This is a genomic window from Streptomyces tatrensis, from assembly GCF_049310065.1.
GTDB lineage: Bacteria > Actinomycetota > Actinomycetes > Streptomycetales > Streptomycetaceae > Streptomyces.
Map to the genome: position 1 here is coordinate 1345166 of NZ_JBMDLB010000011.1, position 17942 is coordinate 1363107.

Consider the following 17942-nt stretch of genomic DNA (forward strand, 5'->3'; position numbering starts at 1 on the left):
AGTTCCCATGCCCACGCCGGCCACTCCAGCCCTGCCCTGCCCCTGCGGGCTGCCCGCCGCCTATCCGGAGTGCTGCGGCCGCTTCCACTCCGGTGAGCGGCAGGCGCCCACCGCCGAACTGCTGATGCGCTCCCGCTTCAGCGCCTTCGCCGTCGGCGACACCGCGTACCTCCTGCGCTCCTGGCACCCGACGACCCGGCCGGGCGTGCTCGACCTGGATCCCGGGCAGCGCTGGGAACGGCTGGAGATCCTGGCCACCGAGCGCGGCGGGATGTTCGAGACGGCGGGCTCGGTGGAGTTCCGGGCGCACTACCGCGAGGGCCGGCACACCGGCTCGCTGCACGAGCACAGCTCCTTCGCCCGCGAGAACGGGGCCTGGGTCTACGTCGGCCCCCTCTCCCCCGTGGACTTCGACTGACCCCTCGCTCCGGTCAGGGCGAAGTCGAGGCTGGTGCGGTACCAGCCGATCTCGTCCGGCGGCCCGGCCCGCAGCAGCCGGGCCGCCACCTCCGCGGCGGCCGGCACCTGCGGGTGCCCGTAGGGCGGGGGCGGGGCGAGTGCGCCGAGCAGGATGCGCTCAGCCGGGTCGGGCACGGCCCTGCGCACGTCGTCTTCGGGGAGGACGGAGGCCAGGACGGCAGCCCGCTCCCAGGGGTCGGCGGTCCGTCTCAGCAACAGCCCGACGTGCCGCTCCCGCCACTTGCGGGGTCGCAGGTCGGTCCTGGTCTCGATCAGCTCCCGGTCCCCCGGCGGCGCGCTGCCGCGGAGCATCCCGGGCTCGCGTGCCGCGAAGTCCCGTAGCTCCGCGGTCAGATAGAGCCACACCACCGCCCGGTAGCGGTTGATCCGGTATCCCACCGGAGCGAGGTGTCCGCAGCGGGCGAGCCGGGTGAACCGGCTCGGGCCCACCCCCAGGACGGCGGCCGCGGCCTCCGCTCCCGCGACCGTCTCCACGCGCTCGCGCAGCGTGTCCGGGAATCCTTCGGCCGACCGGACCCGGTCGAGTTCGGTCCGGGTGTACCGCGCGGCCCCGGCGGCCCCTTGGGGCCCGGCCCGTACGATGCCCAGCTGCACGGCGCGCGCGAACTCGCTGCGGCTCAGCCCCAGTTCCCCCGCGGCCCGCCCGCCGCCCAGCAGCCCGGCGACCTGCGCCACGTCCGCCGCGCCCGCCATGTCCGCCGCCTGCGGCGCCCGCAGCGCCTGCCGTTCCTGCGGCGCCTGCGGTGCTTGCGGTGCTTGCGGTGCTTGCAGTGCCGACAGTGACCGCGGTGCCTGAATCGTCTGCGTCATCATGCTCTCCCCACCAGAGTGATTACTGTGCGTGAAGAACGTAACGCAGAGCGACGACACCCTGCAGGCCCTGTGGACAACCCGCAAGGAGCGGAACGCGCCGCCCCCGGCCTCAGCCTCCGGTGATCCGCCGCTCCGCGACACCCAGGTGTTCTCCCACCCGGTTGACCAGCAGTGTCATCTCGTACGCCACGTGCCCGATGTCGGCCTCGGAGGCGCTCAGCACGCACAGGCAGCTGCCCGCACCCGCCGCCATGACGAAGAGGACCCCGTCGTCGTACTCGACCATCGTCTGACGGACCTCACCGGCCCTGAAGTGCCGCCCCGAGCCCTTCGCCAGGCTCTGCAGCCCCGCTGCGACGGCCGCCAGGTGCTCCGCGTCCTCCCGTGCCAGTCCCGCGCTCGCGCCCGTCACCAGGCCGTCGTTGGAGAGCACCACCGCGTGCCGCACCTGCTGCACCCGCCGCGTCAAGTCGTCCAGCAGCCAGTCCAGCTGCTTGTCCAGCGCCATATACAGTCCCTCCCCGTCGACGCGGCCGACCGGCCGCGCCCCACCCCGCATAGTCGTGCCGCCAGCCTTCCCCACCAGCGGCTTTCCGGCAAGGAGGATGGACCCATGGTGAAGAAGATGACTCAAGAGGAATGGCGGGAGTTCGTCTCCCACTCCACCCGCACCGGGAAACTGTCCACCGTCCGTGAGGACGGAAGCCCTCACATCGCTCCCATCTGGTTCGTTCTCGACGGCGATTCCTTCGTGTTCAACACCGGGAAGGACAGCGTCAAGGGGCGCAATCTGGCCCGCGACGGCCGCGTCGCGCTCTGCGTGGACGACGACCGGCCGCCCTTCTCCTACGTGATCCTCCAGGGCCGGGCACAGATCAGCGAGGACCTGGACGCGATGCTCCCCTGGTCGACCAGGATCGGCGCCCGCTACATGGGCGAGGAGCAGGGGGAGGCCTTCGGCCGCCGCAACGCCGTCCCCGGCGAACTCCTCGTGCGGGTCGGCATCGAGAAGGTGATCTCGGCCGCCGGCGTGGCCGACTGACCGCGGCCCCCGCGCCCACACCTCAGCCCCGCCCCGCACCATCCCACCCTGCACCGTCCCTCGGCCGCGGGCCGGTTCACACCGAATCGGCCCGCGGCTCCACCGACTCCAGCAACCGCGCCGTGTGCACCCGCCCCGCGTACTCCACCAGCCGGATCAGCACTTCCTTCCCCGAGTCCTTGTCCCGCGCGTCGCACAGCACCACCGGCGTCCCCTGATCCAGGTCCAGCGCCCGCGCGACCTCGTTCGAGGCGTACCGCCGCGCGTTCGCGAAGCAGTTGACGGCCACCACGAACGGGATCTTGCGGTGCTCGAAGTAGTCCACCGCCGGGAAGCAGTCCTCCAGCCGCCGCGTGTCGGCGAGCACCACCGCGCCCAGCGCGCCCTGCGACAGCTCGTCCCACAGGAACCAGAACCGGTCCTGCCCCGGGGTCCCGAACAGGTAGAGCGAAAGCCCCGACCTGATCGTGATCCGCCCGAAGTCCATGGCCACGGTGGTCGTCGTCTTCTGGTCGACCCCGCCCGTGTCGTCGACCAGCTCCCCGGCCTCGCTGAGCAGCTCCTCCGTCCGCAGCGGCCGGATCTCGCTGACCGAACCGACCAGGGTCGTCTTCCCGACTCCGAAGCCGCCCGCCACGAGTATCTTCAGCGCGAGCGCTGCCAGTTCCTCGCCGCCCTCGGCGGCCGGCGCCGGCCCGTTGTCCTGCAGTCCCATCACAGCGCTCGCAATCCCTCGATGACTTCACGCAGAATCCGCTCGTCCGGCAGCTGTGCGGGCGGCACCGGCCGGCTGACCTTGACGTGTCCGGCCTCCAGCAGGTCCCCGAGCAGTACGCGCACCACGCCCACGGGCAGGTCCGCGTCCGCCGCGAGTTCGGCCACCGACTGGGTCTCGTCCCGGCACAGGCCGAGCAGCGCACGGTGCTCCGGCCCCAGCAGGGACTCGGCCGCCTCGTCCGTTCCCGCCGGGTCCACGACGACCAGCGCGATCAGGTCGAACCGGACCCCGTGGGGTCCCGGCTTCGTACGTCCGCCGGTCATGGCGTACGGACGGACGAGCGGACCCGCCTCGGCGTCGTACCACTGGCCGTTCGTGCTCAAGGCCGCCGCCCTCAACCGGCGGCCGGCGGCCGCGCCGCGAACCGGGCCGGGGTGTACAGGTGCTCGCCGACCCGCTTGACCAGCCGGGCCATCTCGTACGCGATCAGCCCCATGTCGGCGCCGGCCCCGCTGAGCACGGCCAGGCAGGAGCCGTCTCCGGCGGCCGCCACGAAGAGGAAGCCCTCGTCCATCTCCACCATCGTCTGGCGCACGCCCCCGGCGTGGAAGTGCCGGCCCGCGCCCTTGGCCAGGCTGTGGAAGCCGGAGGCCACGGCCGCCAGGTGCTCGGCGTCCTCCCGGCTGAGCGCGCTGGAAGCGCCCACCGCCAGGCCGTCGTTGGACAGGACCACGGCGTGCCGCACCTCGGGCACCCGGACCACGAGGTCGTCCAGGAGCCAGTCGAGCTCGCCCGACCTGCGGACGCCGTCGAGGTCGATCCTCTGATGTTCGATCATCATCGTGCTCCTTCGCCTTCGCCAGTACTGCCTGTCCCGCCCGTGCCGCCTGTCCCGCCTGGCCCACCCGTGCCGCCCGGGCTCCCCTGACCGTCCGCGCCGGCTTCGCCGCTCGCCTGTGTGCCCCGCACCCAGCCCGCCCGGTACGCCGCCATCCGCTCGCGCGCCTGCTCGGGGCTTCGGCCGCGCGGTTCCTCGGCTCCCCGCACGCCGGCCGGGGCCTTGGGGGCGGGGGCCTCGCGCAGCTGCGGGACGAGGCTCGCCTGCCGGACCCGGCGCGGCAGTTCGGTGACCGAGGCGGCCGGGCCCGAGGGGGCAGCCGGAGCCGGCGTGATCGCCGGGGCGGGCGTACGGGGAACCGCGCCCGCGGAGCCGCGCGGCCGCAGCGGGGCCACCGGGGAGGGCCGGGGCTCCTCCCGTACGGGGCTCCGGTCCGGGACCGGGACCCCGCGCACGTCGTCCCGTACGACGCTGATGGCCTGGGACGGCTCCCGCAGCCGTTCCCGGACCGGTTCGGCGACCGGCTCCGCAGTCGGCGCCGGCGCCGCGGGTGCCTGCTCCTCCGGCTGCGGGGCGGCGGCCGTGAGGGCGCCCTGGAGCAGGGAGTTCGGGAGCAGCACCACCGCGGTGGTGCCGCCGTACGGTGACATGCGCAGGTGCACCTTCACGCCGTGGCGGGCCGAGAGGCGGCTGACCACGAAGAGCCCGAGCCGGTCGCTGTCGAAGAGGTCGAGCGCCTCGGACTGCTCGATGCGCCGGTTGGCCTCCTGGAGGGATTCGCGGCCCATGCCGAGCCCCCGGTCCTCGACCTCCAGGACATAGCCGGCGCCGACGGGTTCTCCGCTGACCCGGACCTTGGTGTGGGGCGGGGAGAACTGGGTGGCGTTCTCGATGAGTTCGGCCAGCAGGTGGGTGAGGTCGGCGACGGCTCCGCCGACGACGGCGGCCTCGGCGAGCTGGCGGACCTCGACGCGCGGGTAGTCCTCGATCTCGGAGACGGCGGCCCGTACGACGTTCGTCAGCGGGATCGGCATCCGCCAGGCTCGACCGGGGGCGGCGCCCGAGAGGATGATCAGGCTTTCCGCGTGCCGTCGCATCCGGGTGGTGAGGTGGTCGAGGCGGAAGAGGTCGCCGAGCTCGTTCGGGTCGTCGGCGCGCCGCTCCATCGAGTCGAGCAGGGTGAGCTGTTTGTGCACCAGGACCTGGCTGCGCCGGGCGAGGTTCACGAAGACCCCGCTCACGCCGCTGGCCAGTTCGGCGCGTTCGACGGCGGCGCTGAGCGCGGCCCGGTGGACCGTGGCCAGGGCCTCGCCGACCTGGGCGATCTCGTCGTCGGCGACCGGTCCACGTGGGATTTCGGCGGACACGTCGATGTCCTGCCCGGCCCGCAACCGGTCCATGGCCCGCGGGAGTTTGCGGTGCGCGATCTCCAGTGCGGTGTTGCGCAGCGAGACCAGCTCGACGACGAGGGCCCGGCCGATGCGGACCGAGATGACGAGCGAGGCGGCCACGGCGGCCAGGCCCAGGGCGACGGCGGCTCCGGCGGGGCTCAGCGCGCCCGCGCCGAAGGGGTCCGTGCGGTCGGCGGATGCCGCGTGGGCGGCGTCCGTGATCTCCCGCATCGAGCCGGCGACGGAGGTGTACGCGGCCTCCCAGCCGGGGGGCTGGCCGGCGGCACCGGCCGCGGCGGCCAGCGCCCGGTCCTCGGCCCCGGTGAGGTCGGCGTAGGCGGCGCTCTTGGCCACGGACTGCCAGGCGTCCTGCTGTGCCGCGGGCAGGTCCCGGGCGGCGGAGGCGGTCAGGGCCCGCCGGGTCTCGACGGCGCCGGTCAGCCGGCGAAGCGTTTCAGCGGTGCGCGGCCCCGACACCGCCAGCAGGGCGTCCTCCCGCGACAGCTGCTCCCCGGCCCGCGCGAACTCCAGCAGGACCCGGGCGTCGACGCCCAGTTCGGCGTCCTGGCCGCCTCCGGAGAGGGCCCCGCCGACCTCGAGCGCCGCGTCGATCACCCGGGTGTACGTCTCGTACGCCGCTTCCGGGGTCGCCCGGTGCCCGGCGACGTCCTCGCGCGCCGACCCCAGCCCCTCGGCGGCGGCGACGAAGGCGCGCAGCCGGATGACGATGTCGGTGCGGTAGTCGCCGGAGTCGGCCACGGTGTTGCGGTCGCCGAGCCGCAGGGCCCGTACGGCCCCGTCGGTGCGACGCGCCTGTTCGTCCAGGGCGGCGGCCTGGCCGGGGGTCTGGGCGGCGGCCGCCTGGCCGCCGGTGGGGTCGGCCAGCAGCCGCACGGCCGTGCGCCGTTCGGCCTGCAACGCGGTGACGGCGGTCTCGACCGGTGCCCGCAGTTCCTGGTCGACGCGCTGGGCGCGGCTGAGGCGGGCGACGTCCTGGGCCGCGTCGACGGTGGCGAAGGCCCAGAGGGCGAGCAGCGAGACCACCGGCACCATCAGCAGCGAGACGATCTTCGCCCGGACGGTGGCGGGGCGCAGCCGCAGGCGCGGACCCCGGCCACCGCCGCCGGCCGTGCCAGGTATCGCCGCGAGCATGCCGGAGCCCTCGTGTTCCATCGGTTCCCGGGCGGGCGGTCCGGCGTGCGCCCGGCGGCCCGGCCCCTTGCCGCGGCCGCCCGCCGGCGCGGGCGCGGGCGGCCGCGACGCCGCTGCTTCCGGTGTTCTGCGGGGTCTGCGCATGGGCTCCTCGTTCCGGGCGGTGCGTGCGTACGTGACGGTCGCGGGGGCGGTGGCGGGGTGGGGCGCGGGCGGCGCCGCCTCAGCCCGCGGGGGCGGTGGCGGCCCGCTCTCCCAGGCGGAGGTCGGCGGAGGCCATCGCGGAGGCCTCCCGCTCGTCGGCGGTCGGCGAGAGGGCGACGAACGCGGAGGTGATGAAGAGGTAGGAGCCGAGGCCCACGGCGAGCGGGAAGATGAACTGCATGGCGGTGGCCCCCGGCAGGGCCGTGTCCGAGGGGGTGACCTCGACGGCGACCGCGAGCATGCCGGTGTAGTGCATGCTGCTGACGGCGGCGCCCATGACGAGCGAGGCGACGGTGACGGCCACGGGGGACTTGATGTTGAGGGCCGCCCAGAGGGCGGCCGTGGCGGCGACGACCGCGATGGCGACGGAGAGCCCGACCGTGAGCGGCTCGTAGGAGACCGAGCCGTGCAGGCGCAGGGCCGCCATGCCGAGGTAGTGCATGCTGGCGACGCCGAGGCCGGTGGTGAGACCGCCGAGGACGAGGGCCCGTCCGCGGTCCTTCCCGTAGCCGACGGCGAAGACTCCGGCGCCGACGACGAGCATCGCGACGAGGAGGCTGAGGATGGTCAGCGGCACGTTGTAGCGGATCTCGGTCCCGGTGACGTGGAAACCGAGCATGGCGACGAAGTGCATCGTCCAGATCCCGGTGCCGATGGCCGAGGCCGCCGTGAGGAGCCAGTTGCGGCGGGAGGCTCCGGTCGTCGCGGCGAGCGCGCGAACGGTGCAGCGCAGGCCGAGGGCGGCGCCGATCGAAGCCATCACGTATGACAGCGCGGGGGTAAGCCAGCCATAGGCGGCGTGGTCCAGGTGTCCCATGGCCACGGAAGCTAGTCCGGGTGAGGGAGCGAACACGGGCCGCATTTCGAAAGCCACTGGAACTGCTGGAATATGACAGAGATACGTTCATCTTCGATCACGCCGCGTACCACCTTGCACACGTTCCGCAGGCATGTGCCGGAGCCCCGGTGAGGGATCATGGGCACATGAGCGAAGACCGCACACAGGACCGGTCACAGGACCCCGCTCGGGACCGCCCCCGGAACCCCGCTCGGGACCGGCCTCAGGACCAGACGCGGGACCGCGGCCACGTCCAGGAGTTCTTCGGGGCGCGCGCGGCCGGCTGGGACCTCAAGTTCCCCGGGGACGAGCCCGCCTTCGCGACCGCCGTGGGCGAGTTCGGACTGCGTCCCGGGGACCGGGTGCTCGACGCGGGCTGCGGCACCGGGCGGGCGCTGACCGCTCTCCGCGCGGCCGTCGGCCCGTCGGGAACGGTGCTCGGCGCCGATGTCACTCCGCAGATGCTGACCGCCGCGCAGGAGGCCGGGCGGGACGCGGAGGGCGCCCTGCTCCTGGCTGACGTGGCCCTGCTGCCGCTGCGCGACGAGGCGCTGGACGCCGTGTTCGCCGCGGGCCTCATCGCCCATCTGCCCGACCCGGGTGCCAACTTGCGCGAGCTCGCCCGCGTGGTCCGCCCGGGCGGCCGGCTCGCGCTCTTCCACCCGATCGGCAGGGCAGCCCTCGCGGCCCGCCACGGCCGGGAGTTGACCCCGGACGACATGCGCGCCGAGCACAACCTCGGCCCGCTCCTGGCCGATGCGGGCTGGCAGCTGACCTCGTACGCCGACGAGGACACCCGCTTCCTCGCGCTGGCGGTCCGCACTCCCTGACCAACGAACCTTCTACGTCGGCCACTCGCCCGCGGTCGGTCAGCAGAGGACGACCAGGCAGGCCCGTCGGGCTGCTCCAGGTACACGCCCGAACTGTCATCGAAGTCACGGTCGTTGACCGTGGGGACCTTGATCGTGACCTGATCGCCGGGCGCCGCCTGCACGGGGGACATCTCCACGGACATGTGCTCGCTGGAGATGACGGTCGCGGCCGCGTGCGCGGGCGGGGCCGCCCCGAAGAGCACCGTCCCGCCAGGAGGCCGACCGTGGCCCGATTGTCGCGGAGCCCAGGAGCTCCGAGGGCCCGCGCATCCCGATCGCGGCCGCACCGACGCGTGCCGAGCGATCCCCGGGTACGCCGCCGGTGGCGCCGGAGCGGTTCCGTGACGGGCGGCCACCCCTCCGCGCAGGTGGCGGCCTCGGAAATCGGCTCCCGCCAGCTCTCGACGCGGTGGTTACTCGCTGGTTAGGGTGCGCCGACGAGAGAACGACCGGGAGGCCACGTGTCCGAAGAGGAGGACGGCGGTTCGCTGTACGTGCTGACCGCCGTGCTGCTGACCCCCGCGCAGTTCCCGAGCATCCTGGGCGACGACTACCCCGAGGCCTGCTCGCTGCTGGGCGTGCCGCCTGCGGCAGCCGGGTACGGCATGGTGCTGGGGCAGGACGAGGAGGGCGCGCGCTGGACGGTCGTGGTCGACGACGTCGCGCTCGTGGCCATGGCCATCGCCTCGTGGGACTGCGGGATGGAGTACGACCTGTCCCCCGACGAACGGTCCATCGTGGTCTCGCTGGCGGGCTGGCCGCTCGACCTCGCGGTGGCCACGGCCGGGATCCCCGATCCGCACGACCCCGAACAGGGCGCGGACGGCACCGGGCGGGTACCGCTGTCCCCGCCGTCCGCCGAGGCCTGGGGTTCGGTGCAGCGGCGGATGGGCGCCGACCAGATAGCCCGGGAGTGGGCCGACTGGAGCGAACGCGTGGCCACGGACGGCGGGGCCGCCGCAGCCGCGCACCCGGGGCTGGCGCGGGCCCTGGAGGAGGCTCTGGGGTACACGCAGAGCCCGCCGCCGCCCGGCAGGGTGCGGTCGTCCTTCGCGGGCGACGAGGCGCGGACGCTGCGCGTCGACGGGCCGGGCTGGTCACTGGTGGCCCGCACCGGCGGGGCCGCCTTCGTCCTGCTGGACGAGCAGCCGAGCGAGGTGCTGGCCGTACCGCACGAGGCGCACGGGGAGCTTCCCGAACTGCCGGAGCTGCTGGCGGCGCTGGACCGGATCGCCGTACGCCCGGCCTAGCCACGGAGCCGGCCTGGTCACGGAACGGTCGGGGCCTGGTGGGGCCTGGTGGGGCCTGGTGGGGTCGGGTGGCGTCGGATGGAACGGGGTGCGCGTGCGAGGCACGTGCGCTGTACGAGTTGGTCGTGAGGGGGAGGATGCGCTGATGGATCCGGTGGAAGTGGTTCCGGTGGGCGTGGTGGTGGGCGGCCGGTCCGCGGTCGTCGACGACGACTGGGGGCGGGAGACGGCGGTGATCCGCCTGGACCCGGAGCGGTTCGGTCCGCAAGCCCTGTACGGGCTGGAGGACTTTTCGCACGTCGAGGTGGTCTTCCACTTCGACCGGGTGCCGGAGGACAAGATCGAGACGGGGGCTCGGCACCCCCGGGGCAATGCGGACTGGCCGCTCGTCGGTATCTTCGCCCAGCGCGGCAAGAACCGCCCCAACCGGCTGGGCCTCTCGCGCTGCCGAGTCCTGAAGGTGGACGTACTGGCGGCGGACGGACCGGAGTTGCACGTGGAGGGGCTGGACGCGATCGCGGGAACTCCCGTGCTCGACCTCAAGCCGTACATGACGGAATTCGGCCCGCGCGGCGAGCACCGCCAACCGGAGTGGGCTACGGAGCTGATGCGCGACTACTACTGAGTCGCGCGGGGTGGGGCGGGCCGGGAGCGGGGCGCCGAGTGTAGCCTTCGAGGCTCCGCGATTCCGCGAGCGCGTGTGACGGGCCGTCACGGTGAGCTCGGGGAAAAGGGCCGGGCGTCGAGGCGAGCCGACAGGGGTGTGGCATGACCGTGGTGACGCGTTTGGTCACTTACACCGATCTGGACGTCGGCGCCACGAACGCTCGGCAGTTGTCGGTGTCGGCGCGGCTGGAGGCCGTACTCGCGGACGGCCGCAGCGTGGTGTTGCTCGACGATCGCGGCTGGAGCAGCTCGGGTTTGTCGGGGCTCCCCGCGCTGACCTCCATCGAGGACATCGAGGAGACGGCCCGGACGGTGGTCGGGCCGGACGAGCCCTTCGACGGCATGACGCAGGAGCAGATGGCAGCCGGACACTGGGGCCACCTGGCCGGCGTCCTCGGGCAGCACGGAGTGGACGTTCCTGCGCACGAGCTGGAGCAGCTGCCCCACGACGTGGTGCTCAGCGAGCGTCTTCGGGCATGGATCGGCTGAGAGGGCTCGGCCCCGGCCGGACCTTGGGCCCGGCCCCGGCCGGACCTTCAGGTCGGCCTCGACCGGCCTTGAGGTCAGCCTCGGCCCGGCCTTGGGTTCGGCCTCGGCCGGGCCTCGGGCTCAGTCGGTCAGACCCGTTCGAGGGGGGTGTGCGGAGTCGGGGGGAGCGTGACCTCGATGGTGTCGCCGGGGTGGATGGTGCCGCCCCGGTGGACCACGCCCATGATTCCGGCCTTGCGGAGCAGGTTGCCCTCCTCGTCCCGGCCCACCACCTGCTTGAGCAGCCCGTGCTGGAAGTTGTCGATCTGCAGGCACGGGTTGCGCAGGCCGGTCACCTCGACCACCGCGTCCGCGCCGAGGCGCAGCAGGGTGCCGGTCGGCAGGGCGAGCAGGTCTATGCCCTCGGTGGTGACGTTCTCCCCGAGCTGGCCCGGCTCGACCTGGTGGCCGGCTTCGGCCACCTCCTCGAAGAGCTCCCGGTGAATCAGGTGCACCTGCCGGAGGTTCGGCTGCGTGGGGTCCTGGGCCACGCGGGAACGGTGCTTGACCGTGACCCCCGCGTGGACGTCTCCCTCGACCCCGAGCCCTTCGAGGAGCGTGATGCTCTCGCGCGTGGGCTTGGTGAACGAATAGACCCCGTTGCTGCTGACCGCCGCGACCTGCGCCGCGCCCGCCGGGCTCGCCGCGCCTGCCGTACTCGCCGTGCTCATGATGGACCCCCCTGCCGCCGTCAGCGGCCGATCTGCTTCCTGGACATCCCCCGCAGCCTACGACGCTGGGAGGAGTCCAACAGCAGGTAGGCGGCCACGGGAACACCGATCAGGACCAGCAGTCCGGCCCAGAACCCGACCGCCCAGAACAGCACGATGGCTGCCACCACACCGGCAACCGCGATCTTTCCGCTCGTGGACATCTGCGGCACCCTCTTTCTCCGTCGGCCACTACCCCACACAACGCGCGTTCGCGCCCCCGCGTTCCCGCCCCGGCATTTCCGCTCGCGCGTCCGCGTCCGCACCTTTTCGTCCGCGCGAGAGACCCGGGAAGTGATCCGGGTCACGGGTGTCGCCCCGGGCGGGCACACTCGAGGGTGGGTTACTCTCGGCCACCCTGTATCCGGTAGTCAAGTTTGAGGAATGCGTGCTCCCGACGATCTCCGGCCTCATCCCCTGCTCCGCCGTCTTCCTCCCCGCCGAACCGGCCCGCGAAGGCCGGATCGCCTTCTGGCGGGCGGACCCGGCCGAGGGCCTCCGCCTGGACGGCCGGGGCACCACCGAGCGGCTCACCATCGTCACGCCCGACCTGCGGCGCACCACGGTGACGGCCCTCGTCCTGCCCCTCTCCGACGCCCTGCCCATGCTCACCCGGGTCCGGGCCGCCTCATCGGCCGGCGCCGCGCCCTTCTGGGGCGCCGCCGCCCTGCTGGCCCTGCGCTTCGCCGCCCGCGGGCTGCTGCTGCCCGGACTGAGCCCCGCCGGGTACGACGCCTGGCGGCTCGGGCCGCTGGACGCCGCCGACCTGGAGGAGGTACGGGAGCTGGCGGCGGCCATGCCGCCCGACGCCCACTGCGTGCCCGTCGCCCCCGACGGCCCCGGCGGGGACCGCGACACCGGCCGGGACCGTGACACCGCCCGGGACCGCGACACCGGCGGGGAACCCGGCCCCGGTGCCCCGCCTCGGCTGCCCGCCCCGGAGCCGCTGCTGCGCGCCTTCCTCGACGCCGTCGCCGACACCCTGCCCCGCTCCCCCGCCGCACCCGCCGCCGCCGGCGGCTCCGCCTTCGCCGCCCGCCCGGCCCGGCTCCACCCCGAGCTGCGCGACTGGGCCGCGGAGGTCGCGGCCGGGCACGACGCCGGGGTGCGGGTCTCGCTCCGCATCGAAGTGGACCCGGACGCCGAACCACCGGCCTTCCGCGCCGTCCTGCAGATGCACGGCCTCGCGGACGCCGCCCTCGTCGCGGACGCCGCCGACGTCTGGGCCGGCTCCGGGCCCGCCGCTGCCGCCTTCCCGCCGCGCGCCCGCCTGGACGCGCTGCGCGCCCTGCGCCGTGCCGCCCGCCTGTGGCCGCCGCTCGAGCCGCTGCTCGGCGCGGCCGTCCCCGACGCGGTGAACCTCGCCGACGAGGAGGTCGCGGAGCTGCTCGGGGAGGCCGCCGACGCCCTGGCGGCCGACGGGGTGCAGGTGCACTGGCCGCGCGGGCTCGCCCGTACGCTCACGGCGCGGGCCGTCGTGGGCCGGCCCGCCACCGGCTCCGGGCCGTCCGTCCTGGCCGGTCCGCTCTCCGCCGCCTCCGCACACCCCGTCGGCTGGCGCCATGCCCTGGGCGGCCAGGGCGACCTGACCGCCGACGAACTGGACCGGCTCGCCGAGGCGAAGCGGCCCCTGGTCCGGCTGCGCGACCAGTGGGTCCTGATCGATCCGGCCGCGGCCCGCCGGGCCCGGGCCCTCGCCCGCCAGGAGCGCGAGGTGACGGCCGCCGATGCGCTGGCCGCCGTACTGACCGGCTCGGCGGAGCTCGACGGCACGCGGTACGACGTAGAGGCCACCGGTGCGCTGGAACGGCTCCGCACGCTCCTCACCGCCGATCCCGAGCGTGCCGCCCCGGAGCCGGAACCGGCAGATCCCGTGCCCGCAGATCCCGGGCACGCCGCCACGGCGCACACCGCCCCGCAGCACTCCGCCGCGCCCGCCGACGTACAGGCCCCGGCCGCCCTCCGCGCCACCCTGCGCGACTACCAGCTCCGCGGCCTGCGCTGGCTCGCCCGCCTGACCGGGCTCGGGTTCGGAGCCTGCCTCGCCGACGACATGGGTCTGGGCAAGACCGTCACGCTGATCGCGCTCCACCTGCACCGCCAGGAGCACGGGCACGAGGGCCCGACCCTGGTGGTCTGCCCGGCCTCGCTGCTGGGCAACTGGCAGCGGGAGATCGAGAAGTTCGCCCCCGGCACGCAGGTGCGCCGCTTCCACGGCTCGGGCCGCGACCTCGAAGGGCCGCCCGGCGGATTCGTCCTCACCACCTACGGCACGATGCGCCTGGACGCACCCCGACTCGCCGCCGTGCGCTGGGGCATGGTCGTCGCGGACGAGGCCCAGCACGTCAAGAACCCGCGTTCCTCGACCGCCAAGGCCCTGCGCACCATTCCTTCGGCCGCCCGCGTGGCCCTCACCGGCACTCCGGTCGAGAACAACCTCTCCGAGCTGTGGGCCGTCCTCGACTGGACCACGCCCGGCCTGCTCGGCCGTCTCGGCACCTTCCGCACGCGCTACGCCGATCCGGTCGAAAGCGGCCGCGACCCGCGGGCGGCGGCCCGGCTGGGGGCGCTCGTCAGGCCGTTCCTGCTCCGCCGCAAGAAGTCCGACCCCGGAATCGCCCCCGAGCTGCCGCCCAAGACCGAGACCGACCACGCCGTGTCCCTGACCCGCGAACAGGCCGGGCTGTACGAGGCAGTCGTGCGCGAGACCCTCGCCGCGATCGCCGGGGCGGACGGGATGGAGCGCCGCGGGCTCGTCGTGAAACTGCTGACCTCGCTCAAGCAGATCTGCAACCACCCCGCGCAGTACACGAAGGAGCAGCCCGGTTCGAAGGAGGCGACCACCGGGGCGGCCTCCGGCAAGCTGGAACTCCTCGACGAGCTGCTCGACACGATCCTGGCCGAGGGCGGCTCGGTGCTGGTCTTCACCCAGTACGTGGCGATGGCCCGCATCATCGAACGCCATCTCCTCGCACGCGGCGTCGCGTCCCAACTGCTGCACGGAGGCACGCCGGTTCCGCGCCGCGAGGAGCTCGTGGACCGGTTCCAGGCGGGCGAGGTGCCCGTGTTCCTGCTCTCCCTCAAGGCAGCCGGCACCGGCCTCAACCTCACCCGCGCCGGCCACGTCATCCACTACGACCGCTGGTGGAACCCGGCCGTCGAGGAACAGGCCACCGACCGTGCCTACCGGATCGGCCAGACCCAGCCCGTCCAGGTCCACCGCATCATCGCCGAAGGCACCGTCGAAGACCGGATCGCCGAACTCCTGCAGCGCAAACGGGCTTTGGCCGACGCCGTGCTCGCGGGCGGCGAGTCCGCACTGACCGAACTGAGCGACGCGGAGCTGGCCGAACTCGTCGCGCTCCGCCCGACCGCCTCCGGGGAGTGACACGGATGAACACCAAGGACCCGTACGCGAAGGACCCGTACGAGAAGACCTTCCCGCCGCTCCCGCCCGCCCCCGGCCGCGGCTTCGCAAGCACCTGGTGGGGGCATGCCTGGCTGCGCGCCCTGGAGGACAGCGCGCTGGACGGGCAGCAGGTCAAGCAGGGTCGGCGGTACGCGCGTTCCGGCGCGGTCGGGGCCGTGTCCGTACGGCCGGGCGGGCTGACGGCCGTGGTGCGCGACCCGGACGGGACCGCCCACCGGACCGACGTGCTGGTGCAGGAGTTCACGGAAGCGGAGTGGGACCGGCTGCTCGGGCTGGCCGCCGCGGAGTCCGGCCACATCGCGGCGCTGCTCGACCGGGAGGTCCCGCCGGAGCTCGTGGAGGACGCGGCGGCGGCCGGGGTGGAGCTGTTGCCCGGGATCGGCGACCTCGACCCGCGCTGCGACTGCGACGAATGGGACCACTGCCCGCACACGGCGGCGCTCTGCTACCAGGTGGCGCGGCTGCTGGACCAGGACCCCTTCGTGCTGTTGCTGCTGCGCGGGCGCGCGGAGGCCGGTCTGGTGGCCGAGCTGGAGGAGCGCAGCACGGCGGAAGCGGAGGCTCCGGAAGGCCCCCGTGACGCCGGGGTCGCCGCCTCCGAGGTCTACGCGGCGGCTGCGGCCCTGCCTCCGCTGCCCCCGCCCGCGCGGCTGCCGGACGCGCCGGGCCAGCCTCCGACGCTGGACACGGAGACGGGGACGGAGCCGCCGGGTCTGGACGTGGACGGGGTGGAGTTCCTGGCGCAGGCGGCCGCGGTGCAGGCGTACGGGCTGCTCGCGGAAGCGCTCGCTCCGGCCCATGCGGAGCGCGCCCCGCAGCCCGGGCCCACCCTCGTGCAGGACGCCGTACGGCTCACGGCGCAGGCCCATGACCTTCGGGTCCGCTCCCGCCTGTCGGCGGCTGCCGACAGGGACCGGGCCGCCATGGACCGGGCCGTACTCGCGTGGGGCTTCGGCGGGGCGCAGGCCGTCGCGGTACTGGAGGAGGACTGGGCTCCGGACCGGGCGTCGCTCGCCCGGGCCCGGGTCGCGCTGGCGTCGGCCCGGCCCGGCGGGGCGGACGCCGACACCGGCTCCGACGCCCCCGCCCCGGTGCTGCGCCGGATCCGCGCCCGCTGGACGGAGCCGGGCGGTGACCGCCAGCTCCGCCTGGGACGCGAGGGCCGCTGGTGGCCGTACCGCCGCACGGGGGACCACTGGCTCCCGGCGGGCCCCTCGTCCGCGGACCCGGCGGCGGCGCTGGCCGCGCTGGAACCGGAGGACTCAGAGGACGCGGAGGACTCGGAGCTCGCGGAGGACCTGGAGGGCGCGCCCTAGGGCCTGCCGCCAAACTCCCGTCTGCCTCGCGACGCCTGGCACGCGCTCTCGCCGCACCGGGCGAAAGCCAAGTACGTCCAGTACGCAGGCCTCCGCCCGGCACGCCGAGAGCACGCACCAGACGCCGCAAGGCCGCCCTTCGGGCGACGACGGGAGTTTGACGACAGGCCCTAGAGCCTGCCGCCGCCGCACCGACGGGGACCGGCCTGCGTACGTCCCGCACTGGCCGACGTACCGCTTGCCGGGGCGGCGGGTCGGTACGACGATGGGGCGCTCCGGGTACCAAGGCACCGCGAGAGGGCGACATGGACGATCCTTCGGTGGCTCTGCCGGGCGGGGCCGACCCCGCCGAGCGGACGCGGGAACTACGGCGGGCCCACGCCGCGTTCACCCAGGACGGGCGGGTCGAGGCCCCGGTGCGGGCGGTCATCGCGAGGTCCTGGCGCCGCTGCGCCCGGGCCCGGGTCAGCCCGGAGTGCGCGCCCCGGGTGGAGCTGGCCGGGGCGGAACTGCTGTCGTACCGGGAGCAGCACCCGCTGGCCCGGGTGCTCCCGCTGTTCCGGGACCTCGTGGGGGCCTTCGCCTCGGACGGGGCCCATCTGCTGGCGGTGTGCGACGCGCGGGGCAGCCTGCTCTGGGTGGAGGGCGAACCCGCCACGATGCGGCGCGCGGAGGGCCTCGGCTTCGTGCCGGGTGCCCACTGGGCGGAGACGGCGATGGGCACCAACGCCCCCGGCACGGCGGTGGCGGTCGGGGAGCCGGTCCAGGTCTTCGGCGCCGAGCACTTCAGCCGTCGGGTGCACCCATGGACCTGCGCGGCGGCTCCGGTCCGTGATCCGCGCACCGGAAGGCTGCTCGGCGCCGTCGACGTGACCGGGGGCGACTGGCTGGCCCATCCGCACTCCCTGGCCTTCGTGCGGGCGGTGGCGTACGCGGCGGAGGCCCGGCTCGCGTTGCTGGATCCGGCGCCACAGGCCCCCGGGGACTGCCTCACCGCGCTCGGCCGGGACGAGGCGCTGCTGACGGGCGGTGGCCGTGAGGTCCGGCTCGGGCGGCGGCACAGCGAGATCATGGCGCTGCTCGCGCACCACCCGGAGGGCCTGTCGGGGGAGGAACTGGCGATCGCCCTGTACGAGGACGAGTCGGTGTCGCCGGTGACCCTGCGCGCCGAAATGTCGCGACTGCGCGGCCTGTTGGGGTCCCGGGCCCCGCTCTCCCGCCCCTACCGCACGGCCGCGCCGCTGGAGTCCGATTTCACCGCCGTCACCCGCCACCTGGCCTCGGGCGCCGTCTCGGCGGCGCTGGCCCGCTACCCGGGCCCGCTGCTGCCCGCCTCCACGGCGCCCGGGATCGTCCGGCTCCGGCGCCGCATCGAGGAGCAGGCGCGGGCCGCCGTGATCGCGCGGGCCGACCCGGGGCTGCTGACCGACTGGGTGTGCAGTCCGTGGGGCGCGGAGGACCCCGAGGTCTGGCGGGCCCTGGCGGCCGTACTCCCGGCTGCCGGCCGGACGGCCGCGCTGGCCCGCGTACGGGCCCTCGACGCGGAACTCGGCACCGCCACATCGCCGAGCACTGTCACATCGGCGGACACCGCCACAACAGGGAGGCCCACCACGCCACCGCCCGCGGCCCGTTCACCGCGCGGCCGTGCAACGTACCGGCAACCTGCCCGCCCCTAGCCTCACGGCGAGCAC

At 74.5% G+C, this 17942-nt stretch carries 18 protein-coding genes; 9 read left to right on the top strand and 9 right to left on the bottom strand.

The features are described from left to right. The first annotated feature begins 7 nt into the window (after window positions 1–7). Window positions 8–418 carry a YchJ family protein gene (locus ACODT5_RS21645; protein WP_422520968.1) on the top strand — a complete coding sequence of 137 codons (411 nt, stop codon included), beginning with the start codon at window positions 8–10 and terminating at the stop codon, window positions 416–418. On the opposite strand, the gene ACODT5_RS21650 is transcribed toward ACODT5_RS21645, so the two are convergent. Together ACODT5_RS21650 and ACODT5_RS21655 are read right to left on the bottom strand one after the other, a co-directional pair. Next, entirely contained in the window at window positions 382–1290 is a 909-nt protein-coding gene (locus ACODT5_RS21650; RefSeq protein ID WP_422520969.1) for a DUF6397 family protein, read from the bottom strand. The genes ACODT5_RS21645 and ACODT5_RS21650 overlap by 37 nt on opposite strands. Window positions 1291–1402: 112 nt before the next feature. Next, a complete protein-coding gene (locus ACODT5_RS21655; protein WP_243340556.1) occupies window positions 1403–1801 on the bottom strand; it encodes a roadblock/LC7 domain-containing protein in 399 nt (132 codons plus the stop codon). 105 nt (window positions 1802–1906) lie between these two features. On the opposite strand from ACODT5_RS21655, the gene ACODT5_RS21660 reads away from it, so the two are divergent. Beyond that, window positions 1907–2335: a PPOX class F420-dependent oxidoreductase gene (locus ACODT5_RS21660; RefSeq protein ID WP_422520970.1), complete on the top strand. Its 429-nt coding sequence runs from the start codon at window positions 1907–1909 to the stop codon at window positions 2333–2335. Between the two features lie 76 nt (window positions 2336–2411). Here ACODT5_RS21660 and ACODT5_RS21665 read toward each other — a convergent pair whose 3' ends face one another. The 5 genes from ACODT5_RS21665 to ACODT5_RS21685 form a co-directional block, all read right to left on the bottom strand. After that, window positions 2412–3050 (bottom strand): GTP-binding protein, encoded by a 639-nt coding sequence (locus tag ACODT5_RS21665; RefSeq protein ID WP_422524987.1) that lies wholly within the window; start codon window positions 3048–3050, stop codon window positions 2412–2414. Beyond that, window positions 3050–3376, bottom strand: coding sequence for a DUF742 domain-containing protein (locus ACODT5_RS21670; protein ID WP_254381858.1), 327 nt, complete (start codon window positions 3374–3376; stop codon window positions 3050–3052). The genes ACODT5_RS21665 and ACODT5_RS21670 overlap by 1 nt, the downstream gene beginning before the upstream one ends. Window positions 3377–3447: 71 nt before the next feature. Continuing rightward, window positions 3448–3891: a roadblock/LC7 domain-containing protein gene (locus ACODT5_RS21675; RefSeq protein WP_422524988.1), complete on the bottom strand. Its 444-nt coding sequence runs from the start codon at window positions 3889–3891 to the stop codon at window positions 3448–3450. Next, window positions 3891–6578: a sensor histidine kinase gene (locus ACODT5_RS21680; RefSeq protein WP_422520971.1), complete on the bottom strand. Its 2688-nt coding sequence runs from the start codon at window positions 6576–6578 to the stop codon at window positions 3891–3893. Before ACODT5_RS21680 ends, ACODT5_RS21675 begins: the two co-directional genes overlap by 1 nt. Before the next feature lie 79 nt (window positions 6579–6657). Further along, the gene (locus ACODT5_RS21685; protein ID WP_422520972.1) at window positions 6658–7455 is read right to left on the bottom strand and encodes an MHYT domain-containing protein; all 798 of its coding nucleotides are present in this window, start codon (window positions 7453–7455) and stop codon (window positions 6658–6660) included. A gap of 167 nt (window positions 7456–7622) precedes the next feature. Between ACODT5_RS21685 and ACODT5_RS21690 the strand changes: the two genes are divergently transcribed. The 4 genes from ACODT5_RS21690 to ACODT5_RS21705 all read left to right on the top strand — a co-directional run bounded on the left by ACODT5_RS21690 (window position 7623) and on the right by ACODT5_RS21705 (window position 10753). Beyond that, window positions 7623–8306, top strand: coding sequence for a methyltransferase domain-containing protein (locus tag ACODT5_RS21690; RefSeq protein ID WP_422520973.1), 684 nt, complete (start codon window positions 7623–7625; stop codon window positions 8304–8306). Window positions 8307–8809: 503 nt separating this feature from the next. Beyond that, window positions 8810–9598 carry a hypothetical protein gene (locus ACODT5_RS21695; protein WP_422520974.1) on the top strand — a complete coding sequence of 263 codons (789 nt, stop codon included), beginning with the start codon at window positions 8810–8812 and terminating at the stop codon, window positions 9596–9598. Window positions 9599–9743: 145 nt separating this feature from the next. Beyond that, entirely contained in the window at window positions 9744–10223 is a 480-nt protein-coding gene (locus ACODT5_RS21700; RefSeq protein ID WP_422520975.1) for an SAM-dependent methyltransferase, read from the top strand. Window positions 10224–10366: 143 nt separating this feature from the next. Beyond that, window positions 10367–10753 carry a hypothetical protein gene (locus tag ACODT5_RS21705; RefSeq protein WP_422520976.1) on the top strand — a complete coding sequence of 129 codons (387 nt, stop codon included), beginning with the start codon at window positions 10367–10369 and terminating at the stop codon, window positions 10751–10753. A gap of 128 nt (window positions 10754–10881) precedes the next feature. Here ACODT5_RS21705 and ACODT5_RS21710 read toward each other — a convergent pair whose 3' ends face one another. Continuing rightward, the gene (locus ACODT5_RS21710) at window positions 10882–11463 is read right to left on the bottom strand and encodes an MOSC domain-containing protein (RefSeq protein ID WP_422520977.1); all 582 of its coding nucleotides are present in this window, start codon (window positions 11461–11463) and stop codon (window positions 10882–10884) included. Window positions 11464–11483: 20 nt separating this feature from the next. Continuing rightward, the gene (locus tag ACODT5_RS21715) at window positions 11484–11666 is read right to left on the bottom strand and encodes a hypothetical protein (RefSeq protein ID WP_356511238.1); all 183 of its coding nucleotides are present in this window, start codon (window positions 11664–11666) and stop codon (window positions 11484–11486) included. 224 nt (window positions 11667–11890) lie between these two features. Here ACODT5_RS21715 and ACODT5_RS21720 point away from each other — a divergent pair, with 224 nt between their 5' ends. The 3 genes from ACODT5_RS21720 to ACODT5_RS21730 all read left to right on the top strand — a co-directional run bounded on the left by ACODT5_RS21720 (window position 11891) and on the right by ACODT5_RS21730 (window position 17927). After that, window positions 11891–14890 carry a DEAD/DEAH box helicase gene (locus tag ACODT5_RS21720; RefSeq protein WP_422520978.1) on the top strand — a complete coding sequence of 1000 codons (3000 nt, stop codon included), beginning with the start codon at window positions 11891–11893 and terminating at the stop codon, window positions 14888–14890. Window positions 14891–14895: 5 nt separating this feature from the next. Next, window positions 14896–16248 (top strand): SWIM zinc finger family protein, encoded by a 1353-nt coding sequence (locus ACODT5_RS21725; RefSeq protein WP_422520979.1) that lies wholly within the window; start codon window positions 14896–14898, stop codon window positions 16246–16248. A 305-nt stretch (window positions 16249–16553) separates the two neighbouring features. Further along, the gene (locus ACODT5_RS21730) at window positions 16554–17927 is read left to right on the top strand and encodes a GAF domain-containing protein (protein ID WP_422520980.1); all 1374 of its coding nucleotides are present in this window, start codon (window positions 16554–16556) and stop codon (window positions 17925–17927) included. Window positions 17928–17942 lie beyond the last annotated feature (15 nt).